Origin of the sequence: Streptomyces sp. JW3, from assembly GCF_052216785.1 — a bacterium.
Taxonomy (GTDB): domain Bacteria; phylum Actinomycetota; class Actinomycetes; order Streptomycetales; family Streptomycetaceae; genus Streptomyces.
The window spans coordinates 56,542-75,725 of record NZ_JBQOUX010000013.1; the positions used below are offsets into that span (position 1 = coordinate 56,542).

General features: G+C 72.6%; 13 protein-coding genes. 4 read left to right on the plus strand and 9 right to left on the minus strand.

The genetic code is table 11. From position 1 onward, the window contains the following. Positions 1 to 32: 32 nt before the first annotated feature. Positions 33 to 2,948 (minus strand): glycoside hydrolase family 48 protein, encoded by a 2,916-nt coding sequence (locus ACTT8P_RS08350; RefSeq protein WP_442830895.1) that lies wholly within the window; start codon positions 2,946 to 2,948, stop codon positions 33 to 35. Between the two features lie 275 nt (positions 2,949 to 3,223). On the opposite strand from ACTT8P_RS08350, the gene ACTT8P_RS08355 reads away from it, so the two are divergent. Together ACTT8P_RS08355 and ACTT8P_RS08360 are read left to right on the plus strand one after the other, a co-directional pair. Continuing rightward, positions 3,224 to 4,945, plus strand: a complete 1,722-nt coding sequence (locus ACTT8P_RS08355; protein WP_442830896.1) for a glycoside hydrolase family 6 protein — start codon at positions 3,224 to 3,226, stop codon at positions 4,943 to 4,945. A gap of 84 nt (positions 4,946 to 5,029) precedes the next feature. Continuing rightward, complete coding sequence (locus tag ACTT8P_RS08360) at positions 5,030 to 5,914, plus strand: class I SAM-dependent methyltransferase (protein ID WP_442830897.1); 885 nt, start codon at positions 5,030 to 5,032, stop codon at positions 5,912 to 5,914. Between the two features lie 24 nt (positions 5,915 to 5,938). Here ACTT8P_RS08360 and ACTT8P_RS08365 read toward each other — a convergent pair whose 3' ends face one another. The 3 genes from ACTT8P_RS08365 to ACTT8P_RS08375 all read right to left on the minus strand — a co-directional run bounded on the left by ACTT8P_RS08365 (position 5,939) and on the right by ACTT8P_RS08375 (position 10,425). Continuing rightward, positions 5,939 to 6,772, minus strand: a complete 834-nt coding sequence (locus tag ACTT8P_RS08365; protein ID WP_442830898.1) for an aldo/keto reductase — start codon at positions 6,770 to 6,772, stop codon at positions 5,939 to 5,941. Positions 6,773 to 6,875: 103 nt separating this feature from the next. Continuing rightward, complete coding sequence (locus ACTT8P_RS08370) at positions 6,876 to 8,702, minus strand: AMP-dependent synthetase/ligase (protein ID WP_442830899.1); 1,827 nt, start codon at positions 8,700 to 8,702, stop codon at positions 6,876 to 6,878. A gap of 226 nt (positions 8,703 to 8,928) precedes the next feature. Beyond that, positions 8,929 to 10,425 (minus strand): MFS transporter, encoded by a 1,497-nt coding sequence (locus tag ACTT8P_RS08375; RefSeq protein WP_442830900.1) that lies wholly within the window; start codon positions 10,423 to 10,425, stop codon positions 8,929 to 8,931. Between the two features lie 114 nt (positions 10,426 to 10,539). Here ACTT8P_RS08375 and ACTT8P_RS08380 point away from each other — a divergent pair, with 114 nt between their 5' ends. Next, a complete protein-coding gene (locus ACTT8P_RS08380) occupies positions 10,540 to 11,523 on the plus strand; it encodes an Lrp/AsnC family transcriptional regulator (RefSeq protein ID WP_442830901.1) in 984 nt (327 codons plus the stop codon). Here ACTT8P_RS08380 and ACTT8P_RS08385 read toward each other — a convergent pair. After that, positions 11,498 to 12,385, minus strand: coding sequence for a LysR substrate-binding domain-containing protein (locus ACTT8P_RS08385; RefSeq protein ID WP_442830902.1), 888 nt, complete (start codon positions 12,383 to 12,385; stop codon positions 11,498 to 11,500). The two genes, ACTT8P_RS08380 and ACTT8P_RS08385, sit on opposite strands and share 26 nt — an antisense overlap. Before the next feature lie 140 nt (positions 12,386 to 12,525). Here ACTT8P_RS08385 and ACTT8P_RS08390 point away from each other — a divergent pair, with 140 nt between their 5' ends. Further along, positions 12,526 to 13,605: a bile acid:sodium symporter family protein gene (locus tag ACTT8P_RS08390; protein WP_442830903.1), complete on the plus strand. Its 1,080-nt coding sequence runs from the start codon at positions 12,526 to 12,528 to the stop codon at positions 13,603 to 13,605. Positions 13,606 to 13,609: 4 nt separating this feature from the next. Here ACTT8P_RS08390 and ACTT8P_RS08395 read toward each other — a convergent pair whose 3' ends face one another. From ACTT8P_RS08395 to ACTT8P_RS08410, 4 genes are all read right to left on the minus strand, one after another. Next, complete coding sequence (locus ACTT8P_RS08395) at positions 13,610 to 15,439, minus strand: exo-alpha-sialidase (RefSeq protein WP_442830904.1); 1,830 nt, start codon at positions 15,437 to 15,439, stop codon at positions 13,610 to 13,612. A 206-nt stretch (positions 15,440 to 15,645) separates the two neighbouring features. Then, positions 15,646 to 16,494 carry a formate dehydrogenase accessory sulfurtransferase FdhD gene (gene fdhD / locus ACTT8P_RS08400; RefSeq protein ID WP_442830905.1) on the minus strand — a complete coding sequence of 283 codons (849 nt, stop codon included), beginning with the start codon at positions 16,492 to 16,494 and terminating at the stop codon, positions 15,646 to 15,648. Between the two features lie 7 nt (positions 16,495 to 16,501). Continuing rightward, on the minus strand, positions 16,502 to 17,362 hold the full coding sequence (locus tag ACTT8P_RS08405) for a 2Fe-2S iron-sulfur cluster-binding protein (RefSeq protein ID WP_442830906.1): 861 nt from the start codon (positions 17,360 to 17,362) through the stop codon (positions 16,502 to 16,504). Beyond that, on the minus strand, positions 17,359 to 19,179 hold the full coding sequence (locus ACTT8P_RS08410; protein ID WP_442830907.1) for an NADH-ubiquinone oxidoreductase-F iron-sulfur binding region domain-containing protein: 1,821 nt from the start codon (positions 19,177 to 19,179) through the stop codon (positions 17,359 to 17,361). Before ACTT8P_RS08410 ends, ACTT8P_RS08405 begins: the two co-directional genes overlap by 4 nt. Positions 19,180 to 19,184: the final 5 nt, after the last annotated feature.

Genomic DNA, 19,184 nt, shown 5'->3' on the forward strand with positions numbered 1-19,184 from the left:
ATACGCACCCCTCGCGGAGCGCCCCGCGGGGGCTACTCCAAAAGCTCCGCGTACGAACCCATGGCAAGCGCGATGTCCGCCTGCGCCCAGAACCGGTGATACGTGAACGACGGTGCCGCCCCACCCGCGAGATAACTCTCGACCTTCGACCAGTTCGGGTCGTCCTCGTAGAACGACCGGATCGACTCGAACGTCGACGACGAGTTGATCGCGTCACCATTGGGCATCGTGCCGGTCCACCCGCTCGGGACATACACACTGTCGTCGAACCGGTTGTAGTCCGCCCGGGTCTCCGCAACCGCGATCCCCAGCGCGTCCTGGTCGTTCTCCCACATGCCGTCCAGCAACGCCTTGGCCGTCGCGGCGGCCTCCGTGTCACCGGAGCGGTCGGCGTAGTACGTCAGCGTCTTGGCGTACGCGGCGGCCACACCCACGTCGTTGGTGTAGTCCGCGACACTGACGTGCAGTGAATCGTTCGCCCCGGGCGACGCCGCGTTCCAGGTGTCGGGCTGCCCCGACCACTGGAGCGTGGACGGGATGCGGAACGAACCGTCCGGGTTGACCGTCGTCTCCGACAGCGCCCAGTCGACCCACTTGTCCAGCACCGCCTTGGCGTCCGCGTCGCCGCTCTGCTGGTAGTACTCGGCGACCCGTTCCATGGACCACGCCTGGAAGCCGAACCACTGGTTGGACGGCGGGTCGTGGTACACCGGCGCCTCGTCGTAGTACATGCCGTAGAACGTCGGCGTGCCGGCCGGCGGGGTGGCGTACCGGCCCTGCCAGCTGTTGGTGGCGCCGCCCGCGATGGCACCCTCGTCGGACTGGAGCCAGCGGTAGAACTCCAGTTGCCGGTCGAGGGACTTGGCCCAGTCCGCCGCGCCCGTCGCCGACTTCGGCTTCAGGTCGGCCTGCGAGCTGAGCGCGTACGCGGCGAGCGGGTTCTGGTAGCCGCCGTGGGTGTGGCTGGAGCCGATCCGCCAGGCCCAGCCCGCCGAGGTGTCCACCGCGCCGCCCCAGGCGTAGTACCAGGACAGCAGGTAGTGCGAGGCGTCCTTGCCGGTGCCCGCCGGGCAGGTGGCCGGACCCACGCAGTTGCCGACCTTCTTGAAGTACTTGTCGAACATGGCGTACCGCAGGTAGTCGCCCATCTTGGCGGCCTTGGCGACGGTGCCGGAGACCTCGCCGCCCTTGCCCTGCTCCTCGGCCCACTGGTCGGCCCAGTACGCGGCCTGCACGGCGCGCGCGTCGGCGTCCGGGGCGTTGGTGAACTTCCACTGCTTGGCGTAGGAGGCGTCACCGGTGAACAGGTCCAGATAGCCGTTGGTGCCGCCGTACTCGAAGGCGTCGCAGGTCGGCTGCGGCACCGTCTCCCACACCGACTCCTGCGCGCCGCGCTGGAAGGTGTTGATGTAGGAGGGACCGGTGTCGGACGGGCCCGCCTCGCAGTTGCCGGGCGAGTTGCCGTAGCCGTAGGTGTTGTCGACGTCCTGGAGCCAGTGCATGCCGTACACGTCGTCCGTGCCGTACGCCGACTTCAGCTCGGCGGCGATCGGGTCCGGACCCACCGGCACCCCGGAGTCGAGCTTCGCCGGGTACTCCTGCGGGGTGTCCAGCTCGGGCGCGTAGGTGGCCGGCTTGGACGCGTTGTACGAGCCGTTGGTCGGCTGGTCGGCGTGGGTGGGGATCATGTACTTCTCCATGATCTCCCAGGCCCCGTTGAACCGGGTCCAGTCGCCCGTCACCTTGCCGTACATGGCCTGGAGCCACAGCAGATAGCTGTACGCCTCCGAGGTGGTCTCATGGCCGTGGTCCGGCGCCTCGACGATCAGCGTCTCCACCGAGTGGTACGGGATGCCCTCGGGGGAGAAGTAGCCGTTCGCCGGGTCGGTGATCTTCCCGTACAGCTCCAGGAAGCGCGCGTCGTACTCGGTGGCGGCCGCCAGCTGGGTGACGGTGACCGTCGCCTTGCCCTGGCCGGGGGCGGTCGACTCGAAGACCGCCGAGCCGGTGCCGGAGGCGTCGGCGCCGATGGTCACCCGCTGCGCGGTGTTCCAGTTCGACGGCGTGAAGGTGAGGCTCGCGCCGCCGGTCACCGACAGGCCGGTGTTGCCACTGGCCCGAGCGGTGATGACGGTGACGTTCGCCGTCGGCTGGGTGGACAGCTTGACCTCGTAGGTGCCCGACTCGCCCTGCTGGACGCCGAGTTGGGCCGGGGTGGCGACCACCGTGGGGCCGGCGGCGACCGTGATGCCGACCGGGGTGGAGGGCGCCGACGCGCCCAGGCTGTCGTACGCCTTCGCCAGCAGCGAATGACTGCCCACGGTCAAGCCGGAAGCGGAGAACGTGTACGGCGCGCTGCTGTCGGTGCCCAGCAGCGTGGTGTCGTCGTAGAACTCCACCTTGCTGATCGTGGCGTTGTCCGCCGCCGCCGCGGTGGCCGCCAGCGGCACCGCCTCGCCCTGCGCGTACACCGCGCCCGCCGCCGGGCTGGTCAGCACGGTGATCGGCGCCTGGTGCGCGCCGGTGCACGGGGTGCCGTTGACCGAGTACGAGGCGGGCGCGGTGTTGGTGCCGCTGTAGGTGAACTGGGCGCCGGTGGTGACGGCGGCGCCGGCCCCTATTCGAGCGTTGTACGAAGCGTTGGTCACGCTGACCGTGGACCCGGACTGCGACCAGGTTCCGTTCCAGCCGTTCGTCAGCTTCTGGTTGCCCGAGTAGCCGTAGCTCAGGGTCCACCCGTCCAGGGCCTCCGTGCCCCGGTTGGTGAGGGTCAGCTCGGCGGTGAAACCGGAACCCCAGTCGTTCGTCTTGTAGTCCACGCTGCACTGGACCGCCGCGGCCCGCGCGGTGGTCGTGCCGGTGCCCACCAGGGTGAGCGGGAGCGAGAGGGCCGCCAGCGCGGCCGTCCACAGCCGCGGCGCGGCGCGGCTTCTTCGTGCTCGGAACATGGTGCTGGTTCCTCCTAGCGGGCTCGTGCGGGAGCGGGTGTGGGGAGGAGCAACAAGCCTTGAACCAGTGGGAGCGCTCCCATGTTGAAGAGAGGGGTCGGTGCGGTCAAGGTGTGTGAAGAGTCGAAAATGTTCGACGGGCCGAGTTCAAGGAAAGTCTGTGACTCCCCTGTCCTTTATCGTCACTTGGCGCTAACTTCTTCGGCACCAGTGGGAGCGGTTCCATCGATCGGTACTCCATCAGTCGGTACGCGATGAGAAGGAAACCCGCACCCATGAGCCGTAGCAGAACTGCGTTACTGGCCGCTCTCGCGCTCGTCACCGGGGCCTCCGGCGCGGCGTACGCCGCCGTACCCCCGGACGTCGGCGCGGCGGCCGTCCCGTGCACCGTGGACTACCAGGTGCAGAACGACTGGGGCTCCGGCTTCACCGCCGCGGTCACCGTCACCAACAACACCGCCGCCAAGTCCGGCTGGTCCCTGAAGTGGTCCTACGCCGGCAACCAGAAGGTGACCAGCGGCTGGAACGCCAAGCTCAGCCAGAGCGGTACGGCCGTCACCGCGGCCAACGAGTCCTACAACGGCACCCTGTCGACCGGCGGCTCGGCGAGCTTCGGCTTCCAGGGCACCTACAGCGGCAGCAACGCCGTCCCGGCCACCTTCACCCTGGACGGGGTGACCTGCAACGTCGACGACGGCGGCGGCGACCCGGACCCGGATCCCACCGACCCGACCGGCCCGTCCGCCCGCGTCAACAACCCCTACGACGGCGCCAAGGTGTACGTGAACCCGGAGTGGTCCGCGAAGGCCGCGGCCGAGACGGGCGGCAGCCGGATCGCGAACCAGCCGACCGGCGTGTGGCTGGACCGCATCGCGGCCATCGAGGGCGTGGCCGGCGGCATGGGCCTGCGCGACCACCTCGACGAGGCGCTGACGCAGCAGGGCTCGGGCGAGATGGTCGTCCAGCTCGTCATCTACAACCTGCCCGGCCGGGACTGCGCCGCCCTCGCCTCCAACGGCGAGCTGGGCCCGACCGAGATCGACCGGTACAAGTCCGAGTACATCGACCCGATCGCCGCGATCCTCGCCGACGCCAAGTACGCGTCCCTGCGGATCGTCACCACCGTCGAGATCGACTCGCTGCCCAACCTGGTCACCAACACCACCCCGCGGGCCACCGCCACGCCCAACTGCGACGTGATGAAGGCCAACGGCAACTACCAGAAGGGCGTCGGCTACGCCCTGAACAAGCTGGGCGACGCGCCCAACGTCTACAACTACATCGACGCCGGCCACCACGGCTGGCTCGGCTGGGACGACAACTTCGGTGCCTCCGCCAACCTGTTCAAGGAGGCGGCGACCACCGAGGGCGCGACCGTGAACGACGTGCACGGCTTCATCGTCAACACCGCCAACTACAGCGCGCTGAAGGAGGAGAACTTCACGATCAACGACAGCGTGAACGGCACCTCCGTGCGCCAGTCCAAGTGGGTGGACTGGAACCGGTACACCGACGAGCTGTCCTACGCCCAGGCGATGCGCAACCAGTTGGTCTCCATCGGCTTCGACACCAACCTCGGCATGCTGATCGACACCTCCCGCAACGGCTGGGGCGGCGCCGCCCGGCCCACCGGCCCCGGCGCCACCACCAGCGTCGACACCTACGTCGACGGGGGCCGTTACGACCGCCGGATCCACCTCGGCAACTGGTGCAACCAGTCCGGCGCCGGCCTCGGTGAGCGTCCGCAGGCCAACCCCGCGACCGGGATCGACGCCTACGTCTGGATGAAGCCCCCGGGTGAGTCCGACGGCGCCAGTGAGGCGATTGACAACGACGAGGGCAAGGGCTTCGACCGGATGTGCGACCCGACGTACACCGGCAACGCGCGCAACAACAACAACATGTCCGGCGCGCTGGCCAACGCCCCGCTCTCCGGGCACTGGTTCTCCGCGCAGTTCCAGCAGCTGATGCAGAACGCGTACCCGCCGCTGTCGTAGCGGGTTTGCGGTTTCGGCAAGTTGGTTTGCCTCCCGTGTCGGACCGGCGCACGCTGGTCGCACCACGACACGGGAGGCGACCCCATGGCGCACCACCAGCACGGCCACGGCCACAGCCACGAGCACGACGACTTCGACTGGGCGCGCATGGCGCCGCTCCTGGAGGCGGAGGCGGAGCTGTACGCGCCGCTGTACACCGGCGCCCTGGAGTGGATTGGCCGGGACGTCACCGCGCCCGGCCTGGTGGTCGACGCGGGCAGCGGGCCGGGGGTGGTCTCCTGCCTGCTCGCCGACGCCTTCCCCGGCGCCCGGGTGGTCGCCGTGGACGGCGCCGCACCGCTGCTCGACCGGGCCCGCGACCGCGCCGCCCGGCACGGTCTCGCCGACCGCTTCGGCACCCTGGCCGGCGATCTGCCGGACGCGCTGGCCGGCCTCGACTACCCCGCCGACCTGCTGTGGGCCAGCCGCAGCCTGCACCACCTGGGCGACCAGCGCGCGGCCCTCGCCGCCTTCGCCGGACATCTCGCCCCGGGCGGCACCCTCGCCCTCCTGGAGGGCGGACTGCCCGCCCGCTACCTGCCGCGCGACCTCGGCTTCGGCCGTCCGGGCCTCCAAGCCCGGCTGGACGCGGTGCACGAGGACACCTTCGCGCGGATGCGCCGGGAACTGCCGGGCTCGGTGGCGGTGACGGAGGACTGGCCGGCGCTGCTGACCGCCGTCGGCCTCAAGCACACCGGCAGCCGCAGCTTCCTGCTCGACCTGCCCGCCCCGCTCGACGAACCGGCCCGCGCCTTCGTCGCCGGCATGCTGTCCCGGCAGCGCGCCATGGGCGAGGAGCAGCTGGCCGCCGACGACCTCGCGGCCCTCGACCGGCTGCTGGACCCAGCTGACGAGGCGAGCGTGCACCGCAGGCCCGATGTGTTCGTGCTGGCGGCGCACACCGTGCACACGGCGGTGCGGGCCGGCTGACCCGCACCGCCGTGCCGCGCCGGGTCAGTCGTTGACGTCCGCCGGGTCGGAGCCGGTCCGCCGGTCCTCGTTGAGGGCGCTGATCGCCGCCAGGTCCTCGTCGTCCAGGCTGAAGTCGAAGACGTCGATGTTCTCCTTGATCCGGGACGGCGTCACCGACTTCGGGATGACCACATTGCCGGTCTGGAGATGCCAGCGCAGTACCACCTGGGCCGGGCTGCGGCCGTGCTTCTGGCCGATGGCGACGATGGCCGGGACCTCGAGCAGGCCCTTGCCCGAGCCGAGCGGCGACCACGCCTCGGTGGCGATGCCCTGCTCCGCGTGGTACTCGCGCAGCGCGTGCTGCTGGAGGTGCGGGTGCAGCTCGATCTGGTTGACCGCCGGGATCACCGACGTCTCGGCGATCAGCCGGTCGAGGTGGTCCGGCAGGAAGTTGGAGACACCGATGGCGCGGGCCCGGCCGTCGGCGAGGATCTTCTCGAACGCCTTGTAGGTGTCGACGTACCGGCCGCGGTCCGGCATCGGCCAGTGGATCAGGTACAGGTCGACGTACTCCATGCCCAGCTTGGCCAGGGAGGTGTCGAAGGCGCGCAGGGTGGAGTCGTACCCCTGGTCGCTGTTCCAGAGCTTGGTGGTGACGAAGAGGTCCTCACGGGGGAGGCCGGAAGCGGCGATGCCCTTGCCGGTGCCCTTCTCGTTGCCGTAGATCGCGGCCGTGTCGATGCTGCGGTACCCGGCCTTCAGGGCCGTCGCGACGGCGGTCTCGGCCTCGTCGTCCGGTACCTGCCAGACGCCGAAGCCCAGCTGGGGCATCTCGACGCCGTTGTTCAGGATGATCGGGGGGACCTGGCTGCTCACGGGCTGTTGATCCTTCGGTTGTGGTGACGTGGTGCTCCCATCGTCAACGATCACGAGGCGGTACGCATTCCTGATCGCGGAAAAAGCGGGCGACACCTCAGCTTCAGGCCCGGTACAGCGCCTCGACCTCGGCCTCGTACGCCTTCTCGATGGCCTTGCGCTTCAGCTTGAGCGACGGGGTGAGCAGCCCGTGCTCCTCGGTGAACGGCTGGGCCAGGATGCGGAAGGTGCGGACCGACTCGGCCTGGGAGACCAGCGTGTTGGCGGCGACCACCGCGCGCCGCACCTCGGTCTCCAGGTCGGGGTCGCGCACCAGGTCGGCCGGGGGCAGCGGCGGCTTGTTGCGCATCTGGAGCCAGTGCTCGACCGCCTCCTGGTCGAGGGTGACCAGGGCGGCGACGTAGGGGCGGTCGTTGCCGACCACGATGCACTGGCTGATCAGCGGGTGGTCCCGGACCCGCTCCTCCAGCACGCCGGGGGAGACGCTCTTGCCGCCGGAGGTCACCAGGATCTCCTTCTTGCGGCCGGTGATGGTCAGATAGCCGTCCTCGTCGAGGGCGCCCAGGTCGCCGGTGGCCAGCCAGCCGTCGTGCAGGGACTCGTCGGTGGCCTTGGGGTTGTTCAGATAGCCCTGGAAGACGTTGTCGCCGCGCAGCCAGATCTCGCCGTCGTCCGCGATGTGCACGGTCACGCCGGGGACCGGGTGGCCGACCGTGCCGTAGCGGGTGCGCTCGGGCGGGTTGGCGGTGGCCGCCGCCGTCGACTCGGTCAGCCCGTACCCCTCGTAGATCTGCACGCCGGCGCCCGCGAAGAACAGGCCGAGCCGCCGGTCCATCGCCGAGCCGCCGGACATCGCGTTGCGCAGCCGGCCGCCCATCGCGGCCCGGACCTTGCCGTAGACCAGCTTGTCGAAGAGCTGGTGCTGCACGCGCAGCCCCGCCGACGGCCCCGGACCCTGGCCCCACGCCTTGGCCTCCACGGCCTCCGCGTACTTCACCGCCACGTCGACGGCCTTCTCGAACGGACCCGCCCGGCCCTCCCGCTCGGCCTTGCGCCGGGCGGCGTTGAACACCTTCTCGAAGATGTACGGCACGGCCAGGATGAACGTCGGCTGGAACGCGGCCAGGTCCGGCAGCAGGGCGGCGGCGTTGAGCTGCGGCTGGTGGCCGAAGCGGACCCGGCCGCGGATCGCGGCGACCTCCACCATCCGGCCGAAGACATGGGCCAGCGGCAGGAACAGCAGGGTCGCGGCCTCGTCGCCCCGGCGGGAGTGGAACACCGACTCCCAGCGGCCGATGACGGTGTCCGCCTCGTACATGAAGTTGCCGTGGCTGAGCACGCAGCCCTTGGGGCGGCCGGTGGTGCCGGAGGTGTAGATGACGGTGGCCACCGACTCCGGGGTGACGGCCTGCCGGTGCCGGTGCACCACCTCGTCGTCGAGGTGGGCACCGGCCTCGTACAGCTCGCGCACCGCGCCCGCGTCGAGCTGCCACAGCTGCCGCAGGCTCGGCAGCCGGCCGATCACGGTGGCGATGGTCATCGCGTGGTCCTCGTGCTCCACCACGGCGGCGGTGACCTCGGCGTCGTACAGCATCCAGAAGCACTGCTCGGCCGAGGAGGTGGGGTAGACCGGCACGACCTGCGCGCCGATCGACCACAGGGCGAAGTCGAACAGCGTCCACTCGTAGCGGGTGCGGGACATGATGGCGACCCGGTCGCCGAACCGGACGCCCCGGGCGAGCAGGCCCTTGGCGAGGGCCAGCACCTCGTCGCGGAACTCGGCGGAGGTCACGTCCCGCCAGCGGCCGGCCTCGTCCTTGCGCCCCAGCGCGATGTACCGGGGATCCTCCCGGGCATTGTGGAAGACCGTGTCGGCCAGTCCGCCCACCGGCGGCGGCAATGCCGACGGAGGGCTCGTGAACTCGCGCAAACCCCGCTCCCCGATCCGTTGTGACGCCCCGCACAGCGCGGTGAAAGCTACCCCACTGCCGTGGGGTCCTGACGGTCGAGTAACTTCCGCGACCGTAATCTCCACGGAATCCCTACGGGGCGGTTACCGGAGGTAGGGGGCTTCGGTTCGGGGGCGGCCGCGGGTGGTGTGGGGCTGGGCGCGCAGTTCCCCGCGCCCCTTCGAGGTACGCGCGGTGAACGTGCCTTCAGGGGCGCGGGGAACTGCGCGACAAGCCACGACGCGCCTGCGGTCGAACCGCCTCCCGCGCCACCCCTGGACGGGAACCGGCCAGCAGAAGCACCAGCACCCCCGCCACCGCCGCCACCGACCCCGCGGTCACCGCCGCCGCGTTCAGGCCGGAGGCGAACGCGGCGTGCAGCGCCCGCTCGGGGAACGCGCCGCGCAGGGCCCCCGCGCCACCGCCCGCCAGCGCGTGCGCCGCGTCGTGCGGCAGGGTGTCCGTCATCCGCGAAGCCAGCACCGTGCCGAAGACCGCGATGCCGAGCGCGTACCCGAGCTGCCGGAAGGTGTTCACCGCGCCGCCCGCCATCCCGGCCCGCTCGGCGGGCACCGCCGCCAGCGCCGCGCCCGCGATGCCCGGCGACACCAGCCCGGTGCCGACCCCGACCAGCAGCAGCCCCGGCACCAGCGCGGACGCCGTCGACCCGGCGTCCAGGAACGCCGTGCAGTACTGTCCCGCCGCGATCAGCAGCAGCCCGCCGCCGATGGTGAACCGGGCCGGCACCCCGTGCAGCAGCCGGCCGCCCGCCGCGGCCACCGTGAACGAGGCCAGCGACAGCCACAGGAACACCAGGCCGCCACGGACCGGGCTCATCCCCAGCAGCGTCTGGAGCCAGATCGAGGTGTACGCCATCACCCCGAACGCCGCCGCGTTGAAGGCGAGCGCCCCCAGCATCACCGCCGAGAACGCGGGCCGCGCGAACAGCCGTACGTCCAGCAGCGGATCGGCGGACCGCCGCTCCAGCACGACGAAAGCGGTCAGGAACAGCACCGCGCAGCCGAAGGCGGCCAGCGTGCCGGACTCCGTCCAGCCGTGCGACCCGGCCCGCACCGCCCCGTACGTCACCGCCCCGGCGAACGCCGCGAACGTCACCGTGCCCGGCACGTCCACCCGGCGCCCTTGCGCCCCGCGCGACTCCGGCACCACCCGCAGCGTCAGCCACACCGCCACCACGCTCACCGGCAGATTGACGTAGAAGATCCACCGCCAGCCGGGTCCGTCGGTGAGCAGGCCGCCCAGTACCGGCCCGACGGCCGCCGCCGCGCCGCTCACCGCGCCCCACACGCCGAGCGCCACCGACCGCTGCCGGCCCTGGTAGACCGAGCCCAGCAGCGGCAGCGTGGTGGCGAACATCGCCGCCGCGCCTATTCCCTGCACCGCCCGCGCCGCGACCAGCATGGCCGGCCCGGTCGCCACCCCGCACAGCAGCGACGCCGCCGCGAACAGCACCACCCCGGCGACATGGGTACGCCGCCGCCCCAGCACGTCGGCCGCGGCGCCCGCGCCGAGCAGCAGCGCCGCCAGCGCCAGCGCGTACCCGTCCATCACCCATTGCAGATCGCTCAGCGAGGCATTCAGCCCGTGCGCCATGTCCGGCAGCGCCACCACCGCGATCGTCACGTCCAGCAGCAGCATGAACGTGCCCAGGCAGACCGCCGTCAGCGGTCCCCATGCGCGCATCTCGTCCTCTTCCGTTCGTCGAAACCCTTGCGGTCCTCCGTACGATGAGCCGGGCCCGGCCGATGGCACCGGCCACCGGCAGACAAGCGACGGAACCCGAGGAAAGTGGCCGCCGTGGAGATGGAATCCGACACCTTCGACCAGCTCGACCTGCGGCTGCTGAGCGCGCTGGAGGTGCACGGCCGGGCCTCCTTCAGCCGGCTCGGCGCGGTGCTCGGCGTCTCCGACCAGACAATCGCCCGCCGCTACCGGCGGCTGTGCGCCGAGGGCGGACTGCGGGTGGTCGCGGTGCGGGACGCCGAGCGGCTGGGCCGGGACCAGTGGACGCTGCGGCTGCGCTGCGTCCCCGACGCGGCCGCCGCCATCGCCGACGCGCTCGCCAAACGGCCCGACACCAGCTGGATCGGGCTCGCCTCGGGCGGCACCGAGGTCATCTGCGGCACCCGCCCGCGCAGCCTCGGCGACCGCGACGACCTGCTGCTGGGCAAGCTGCCGCGGACCCCGCGGGTCCTGGAGATCCGGGCCCACCAGATGCTGCACCGCTTCCACGGCGGCCCCACCGGCTGGCTGCGCAAGTTCGACGTGCTGACCGCCGACGAGACGGCGGCGCTGGCCGCGACGCCCGTCGACCCGGCCGTCGGCCCGGCCCGGATCGCCCCCGAGGACGAGCCGCTGCTCGCCGTCCTCGAACGGGACGGCCGGGCCGGCTACCCGGAGCTCCAGCGCGCCACCGGCCGCTCCGAGTCGGCCGTCAAACGCCGGCTGGCCGCGCTGCTCGGCTCCGGCGCGGTCTACGTCGACGTCGAGTACGACTCCGCGCTGCTCGGCTTCCCGGTCGTCGCCGCCCTGTGGATCACCGTCGGCCCGGCCGCCCTGCACCGGGTCGGCGAGACCCTCGCCGCGCACCCCGAGATCGCCCACGCGGCGGCCACCGCCGGCCCCTCCAACCTGGTCGCCACCGCCGTGGTGCGCAGCACCGCCGACCTCTATGCCTACCTGAGCGGCCCGCTCGGCCACCTGGAAGGCGTCCGGCACGTGGAGGCGTCCCCGTTCCTGCGCCGGGTCAAGCAGCTCATCTATCCGCGGCCGCTGTCCTGACCGCCGTGTGCAGCCGGTCGCCGCTCGCCAGAATGGCCGCGGCCAGGGCGTCCGCCGCGTCCTGGGCGGCGGTGCGGCGCTCGCCGGTGATCAGGACGAAGTCGACCCGGCCCAGTTCCGGCAGGCCGGCCCGGTCCGGGACCCGGACCAGGCCGGGCGGGACCAGGCCCCGGGAGTGCGCCATCACGCCGAGGCCCGCGCGGGCCGCCGCGATCAGACCGTTGAGGCTGCCGCTGGTGCAGGCCACCCGCCATGCGCGGCCCTGGCGCTGGAGTGCCTCCAGGGCCAGCGCGCGGGTGATGCCGGGCGGCGGATAGGCGATCAGCGGCACCGGGCGGCCGGGGTCCAGGCGCAGCCGCTCGGCGCCGATCCACACCAGCCGGTCGTGCCAGACCAGCTCGCCCCGCCGGTCCTCCGGACGGCGCTTGGCCAGCACCAGGTCCAGCTTTCCGGCGGCCAGCCGCTCGTGCAGCGTGCCGGACAGCTCGACGGTCAGTTCCAGGTCGACCTCGGGGTGGTCGTGCCGGAAGCTCTCCAGGATCTCGGGCAGCCGGGTGAGCACGAAGTCCTCCGACGCGCCGAACCGCAGCCGGCCGCGCAGCCGGGTGCCGGTGAAGAACGCCGTCGCCTGCTCGTGCACCTCCAGGATGCGGCGGGCGAAGCCGAGCATCGCCTCGCCGTCCTCGGTCAGCTGCACCGAGTGGGTGTCCCGGGTGAACAGCGGCCGCCCGGCCGCGTCCTCCAGGCGCCGCACGTGCTGGCTCACCGTCGACTGGCGCAGCCCGAGCCGCCGGGCGGCCTGCGTGAAGCTCAGCGTCTGCGCCACCGAGAGGAAGGTCCGCAGCTGGGAGGGGTCGTACATGGTCCCACTTTATCGCGGAACGTGATGACAGTCAGTGCGGTATGCCGGATTCCCGATCGCCGGGTGAGGGAGCAGGATGGAGCGGGGACCCGTGTCCCGTGCCCGAGGACCGAAGAAGCGATACGAGCAAGTGGAGCACCGTGAAACGCCTACGCCCGCCGCGCTGGATGCCGATCGACCCGTACATCCTGCTGTTGCTGGCGACGGTGGGCCTCGCGGCGCTGCTGCCGGCCCGCGGCACCTCGGCGGACGTGGCGAACGGCGCCTCCACGGCCGCGATCGCGTTCCTCTTCTTCCTCTACGGCGCCCGGCTCTCCACCCGGGAGGCGATGGACGGACTCAGGCACTGGCGGCTGCATGTCACCGTGCTGGCCTGCACGTTCGTCGTCTTCCCGCTGCTCGGACTGGCGGCGCGCGGACTCGTCCCGGTCTTCCTGACCGACCCGCTCTACCAGGGCCTGCTGTTCTGCACCCTGGTCCCGTCCACCATCCAGTCGTCGATCGCCTTCACCTCCATCGCCCGCGGCAACGTGCCCGCCGCGATCTGCGCGGGCTCCTTCTCCTCCCTGGCCGGCATCGTCCTCACACCGCTGCTGGCGGCGGGCCTGCTGGGCGGCACCGGGGGCGGGTTCTCCGCCGACTCGCTGGTGAAGATCGTGCTCCAGCTGCTGGTGCCGTTCGTGGCGGGGCAGTTGCTGCGGCGCTGTGGAGTCAGGAGGGGCCGCGCGAAGCGCGTCGGGCAGGGTGGTGGTGGGCGACGGGAGGGCGGGTTCGTAGCCCGGCACAAGAAGGTGCTCGGGCTGGTCGACCGCGGGTCGATCCTGCTGGTCGTCTACACGGCGTTCAGCGAGGGCATGGTGCAGGGCGTCTGGCACCAGGTCAGCCCGGTCCGGCTGGCCGGACTGCTGGCCGTGGAGGCCGTGCTGCTCGCCGTGATGCTGGCGCTGACCTGGTACGGCGCGAAGGCGCTGCGGTTCGGACGGGCGGACCGGATCGCCATCCAGTTCGCCGGTTCGAAGAAGTCGCTGGCCGCCGGGCTGCCGATGGCCAGCGTGCTCTTCGGCGCGCACGCCTCGCTGGCCGTACTGCCGCTGATGCTCTTCCACCAGATGCAGCTCATGGTCTGCGCGGTCATCGCCAAACGCCGCGCACACGACCCGCTGCCCGCCGACGACACCGCCCCGGCCGCGCCGATACCGACCGGCGCCGGCACCCGCTGAGCGGTCAGCCCCCGGCGTCCACCCGGTCCAGCGGCAGTGTCAGCACACTGTCCCCGGCCGGCGGCTCGGCGGCGGCCACCTCGCCGTCGGTCAGCGCCCGCCCCCACACCCGTACGTCGTCCAGCGCCCCGGTGAAGTGCGCCCGTCCGTCCATCCGGGCGCCCACGTGCACACCGAACGCCGAGTCGCGGCTGACCGAGCCCGGCACGTCCGCCGCCTCGGTCCGCACCCCGTCGAGGAACAGGGCGAGCCGCCCGCCGCCCCGGCGCAGCACCAGCCGGTGCCAGCGGCCGTCGTTGTGGGCGCCGGCCGCCCGCACATACGCCGACCGGGGCGCCGCCGCGCCCTGCCGGGCGGTCATCAGCCCGGTCACCCGGTCCTGGCCGGGCTCGGCCCGCAGCCACACCTGGGGCTGCCTGGTGCCGATGCCGCCCATCCACAGCAGCGGCTGCTCCCCGCTGCCGGCCGTGTAGCGGAACCGGAGCGACGCGGTGAAGTCGCCGGCCCCGAGCGGCAGCCGGTCCCGGTACGGCAGCCGCACCTCGTCGTCCACGCCGTCGAAGGCGAGCGCCCCGCCGACCGCGCCGTCGGTCGGCGCCGCCCCGCCCAGCACGGCGGCCGGCCGGGCGCCCGGCGACAGGTCGGGGGTGGTGGGGTCGGCGCCGCGCCGGGGCTGGAGCCAGTCGGTGCCGAACCGGGCGAACCGGATCTCGTCCCGGGCGTCCGCCGTGCCCGCCTCGTACAGCAGGCCCACCGTCGTCTCGTCGAGCGCGGTCAGGTCGGAGTAGCCGGACCAGTCCCGGGTGACGACGGTGGCCCGGTCCACGCTGTCCCAGGTGGCGCCGGAGTCCCAGGAGGAGCGGATCACCATGGTCCGGCGGCGGTCCGGGTCGGCCGGCGCGGACAGCAGCACCCGGTCGCCGAGCCGCAGCAGCGCGCCCTGCACCTGCGGGGTGTACAGGTCCGGGAGGGCCTCGAAGGGCGCGGCGAAGCTGTCGCCGCCGTCGCGGCTGACGGTCTGCGCGCGGTGGCCCAGGTCGGTGCCGTCCTGCTCGCGGCCGCTGACCAGCAGCGTGCCGTCGGCGAGTTCGGCGAGCGTCACCTCGGACGGCTTCTGCCGGAAGGTGCCGTCGTCGGCCACCGGCCAGGTGTCGGTAGCGCCGACCCGCCAGTGGGCGCCGCCGTCGTCGCTGACCACGAGGGCCGCGTGGTTCGCCGCGACCCGGCCGTCGTCCCAGCTCTCGGCGTTGACCCCGAGCACCAGCCGCCCGGCGTGCGCCCCGGTGCCGAGCTGCACGCCGTGCACGGGACCGGTGGCGTACCAGGAGTTCCAGCCGGCCGGGCGGATCTCGGCGGTCAGGTCGCGCGGCGCCGACCAGGTCAGCCCGTCGTCGTCGCTGTACTGGAGGTGCGGGGCGCGGTCGCAGGGGATCGCGCAGCCCGCGTCGTCCGCCCGGCCGGTGTTGTACGTCTCCACCAGCAGTACCCGGCCGGTCGCCCGGTCCACCACCGGCGCCGGATTGCCGTGCGTGTCGCCGCCGCCGTCGTTGACCACCCGCAGCGGGCCCCAGGTCCGGCCGCCGTCGGCGGAGCGCTTGAGCACGATGTCGATGTCGGCCGCGTCCCCGCAGTTGCGGACCCGGCCCTCGGCGAAGGCGAGCAGCGTCCCGTCCGTGGTCCGGACGATCGCCGGGATGCGGAAGCAGGCGTATCCGCTCTCCTGGTCGGCGCGGAAGAGGACCTGCTGGGTGAATTCGGGGGCCTGGGCGGCGGGGGCCGCGGCGGGGACGGCGAAGGAGAGGGCGAGCAGGGCGGCGGCGAGCGCGGACGGCATGGAGCGGTGACCCTTCGGACGGCTGGGCGGTAGCCGGTCATCAGGGCATCAGTAGATCAAGTCATCACATGACGGATATGTCGTACGGACTTCCCCCGCGTGTCGCCGGCTCCGGGAGCCCCGGACACGGCATCGCCCCGGCCCGGCGCAGGGGGCGCTCCCCGCCGGGGGCCGGGGGTCCGCCGCCGTGCCGCGGGCCGACCGGCTCAGCCCTGGACGGCCGCGGTCCGCAGGGCGATCCGGTCCGCGCCCGCGTACACGTTCATCGAGGTGCCGCGCAGGAAGCCCACCAGGGTCAGGCCGGTCTCGGCGGCCAGGTCCACGGCGAGCGAGGACGGCGCCGACACCGCCGCCAGCACCGGGATGCCGGCCATCACGGCCTTCTGGGCCAGCTCGAAGGAGGCCCGCCCGGAGACCAGCAGCACGGACCGGGACAGCGGCAGGCCGCCGCTCTGCAGCGCCCGGCCGACCAGCTTGTCGACCGCGTTGTGCCGGCCCACGTCCTCCCGGATGTCGGCCAGTTCGCCGTCCTCGGTGAACAGCGCCGCCGCGTGCAGCCCGCCGGTCCGGTCGAAGACCCGCTGGGCGGCCCGCAGCCGGTCCGGCAGCTCGGCGAGCAGATCCGCGTCGATCCGGACCGGCGGGGTGTCGGCGATGGGCCAGCGGGCGGTGGTCCGCACCGCGTCCAGGCTGGCCTTGCCGCACAGGCCGCAGGAGGAGGTGGTGTAGACGTTGCGTTCGAGGGTGATGTCGGGCATCCGGACACCGGGCGCGGTCTGCACGTCCACCACGTTGTACGTGTTGGACCCGTCGACGGTGGCGCCCGCGCAGTACACGATGTTCCGCAGGTCGTCCTTGCCGCTCAGCACCCCCTCGCTGACCAGGAACCCGGCGGCGAGCGCGAAGTCGTCGCCGGGGGTGCGCATGGTGATGGCGAGCGGTTTGCCGTTGAGCCGGATCTCCAGGGGTTCCTCGGCGACGAGCGTGTCCGGGCGGGTGGAGACCGCCCCGTCCCGGATGCGGATCACCTTGCGTCGTTCCGTGACTCGTCCCATGTCCTGATCAGCCCCGGTTCTGTACGTGCTGGTAGCCGAAACGGCCCTTGATGCAGAGATTGCCGTGGGTCACCGGGCTGTCGTGCGGCGAGGTGACCTTGACGATCTCATTGTCCTGCACGTGCAGAGTGAGGTTGCATCCCACTCCGCAGTACGCGCACACCGTGGTGGTCTCGGTCTGCGCCGACTCGTTCCAGGTGCCCGCCGCCCGCATGTCGTACTCCGACTTGAACGACAGCGCCCCGGTGGGGCAGACCTCGACGCAGTTGCCGCAGTAGACGCACGCCGAGTCGGTCAGCGGGGCGTCCTGCTCGACCGAGATCCGGGCGTCGAAGCCGCGCCCGGAGACCGAGATCGCGAAACTGTTCTGCCACTGCTCCCCGCAGGCGTCCACGCATTTGTAGCAGAGGATGCATTTGCCGTAGTCCCGGACGTACAGGTCGTTGTCGATCCGGGGTTCCTCCTCGACCCGGGCCGCGTCCGGGCCGAACCGGTCGGGTTTCGCCTCGTACTCCTTGATCCACTCGGCGGCCCGCGGGGTGGTCGACAAGTCGACCGAGGAGGCGAGGAGTTCGAGGACCACCTTGCGGCTGTGCCGGGCCCGCTCGGTGCCGGTGCGCACCGTCATGCCGGGCTCGGCGCGGCGGGAGCAGGCCGGGACCAGGGTGCGGGCCCCCTCGACCTCCACCACGCACACCCGGCAGGCGTTCTTCGGGGCGAGGGTGTCGCCCTCGCACAGGGTCGGCACGTCCTTGCCGGCGGCCCGGCAGGCGTCGAGGATCGTCGACCCCTCGGGAACCCGGGCCTCCTGCCCGTCGAGGGTGAACTCCACCAGCCGGCGCGGCACACCGAGCGGTATCGCGGTCATTCGTAGGCCCCCAGCCGGTCGATGGCGGATTCCACGGCGTTCCACGCGGTCTGGCCCAGACCGCAGATCGAGGCGTCCCGCATGGCCCGGCCGACCTCCCGCAGCAGCGCGATGTCGTCGGCGGCGCCGGCCCCGGTGCGCTCGGCGATCCGGTGCAGCGCCTCCTCCTGCCGCACCGTGCCCACCCGGCACGGCACGCACTGGCCGCAGGACTCGTCGCGGAAGAACTCCGCGATGCGCAGCAGCAGCCGGGGGAGCGGAACCGTGTCGTCGAAGGCCAGCACCACCCCCGACCCGAGGGTGGTGCCCGCCTCGCGCGTCCCCTCGAAGGTGAGCGGGATGTCCAGCTCGTCGGGCCGTACGAAGCCGCCGGCCGCCCCGCCGAGCAGCACCGCGCGCAGCCCGTCCCGGACCCCGGCGAGGCCCAGCAGTTCGCCCAGGGTGGCCCCGAACGGCAGCTCGTAGACGCCCGGCCGGGCCACGGCGCCGGACACGCAGAACAGCTTCGGGCCGGTGGACCGGCCGGTGCCGATCGCCGCGTACGCCTCGGCGCCCATGGTCAGAATCGGCAGCACGTTGACGAGGGTCTCGACGTTGTTCTCGGCGGTGGGCTTGCCGAACAGGCCCCGCTCCACCGGGAACGGCGGCTTGGCGCGGGGCTCGCCCCGGTAGCCCTCGATGGAGTTGAACAGGGCGGTCTCCTCACCGCAGATGTAGGCGCCCGCGCCGCGCCGGATCTCGATGTCGAAGGCGTAGCCCTGCCCGAGGACGTCGTCGCCGAGCAGCCCGCGGGCGCGAGCCCGGTCGATGGCGTGGGTGAGGCGGGCCAGCGCCCGGGGGTACTCGCCGCGCAGGTACAGGTAGCCCCGGTGCGCACCGGTGGCGTACCCGGCGATGGTCATCGCCTCGATCAGCGCGTACGGGTCGCCCTCCATCAGCACCCGGTCCTTGAAGGTGCCCGGCTCGGACTCGTCGGCGTTGCAGACCAGGTAGTGCGGGTGGTCCGGCTGGGCGGCGGTGGCCTGCCATTTGCGGCCGGTGGGGAAGGCGGCGCCGCCGCGCCCGACCAGTCCGGAGTCGGTGACCTCGCGGATCACCCCGGCCGGACCGAGTGCGAAGGCCCGGCGCAGGGCGGTGTAGCCGCCGTGCGCCCGGTAGTCGTCGAGCGAGGCGGGGTCCACCACGCCGACCCGGCGCAGCAGGACCAGCTCCGCGTCACCCGCCTGTGGGACGGCCGCCGCGGCCGGGGGTTCCTCGGGCGCCGAGTCGGGAGCGGTGGCGGCGAGCACGGCCGCGCGGGCCGTCGCGGGCGCCGCCACGGCCGTACGCACCGGGTCGCCGGCCCGGACCGCGAGCGCCGCCGGGGCGCGTTCGCACAGGCCGAGGCAGGGGCTGCGCTGGACGGTGACGCCCGGCTCCGCTGTGACCTCGGCGCACAGCGCCTCCGCGCCGGCCGTCGCGCACGCCAGGTCGGTGCAGACGTGCAGGACGGTCGCGGGGCGCGGGCGGACGGAGAACATGGCGTAGAAGGTGGCGACGCCGTACGCCTCGGCCGGCGGCACGGTCAGCCGCCGGCACAGGTAGTCCAGGGCGCCGTCGCTGATCCAGCCGACCCGGTCGTTGACCGCGTGCAGCCCCGGCAGCAGCAGGTCGCGGCGGTCCCGGGCGGCCCGGCCGCCCCGCGCCCAGCGCAGGTCGGCGGCGTTCATCTCATCGCGGGTGGCGCCCTCCCAGGAGGATTCGGGCGGGCCGAGCAGGGCGTCGACGGCCGCCCGTTCGTCGTCCGTCGGCTTGCTGTCACCGAAGCGCAGGTCCACTTGGC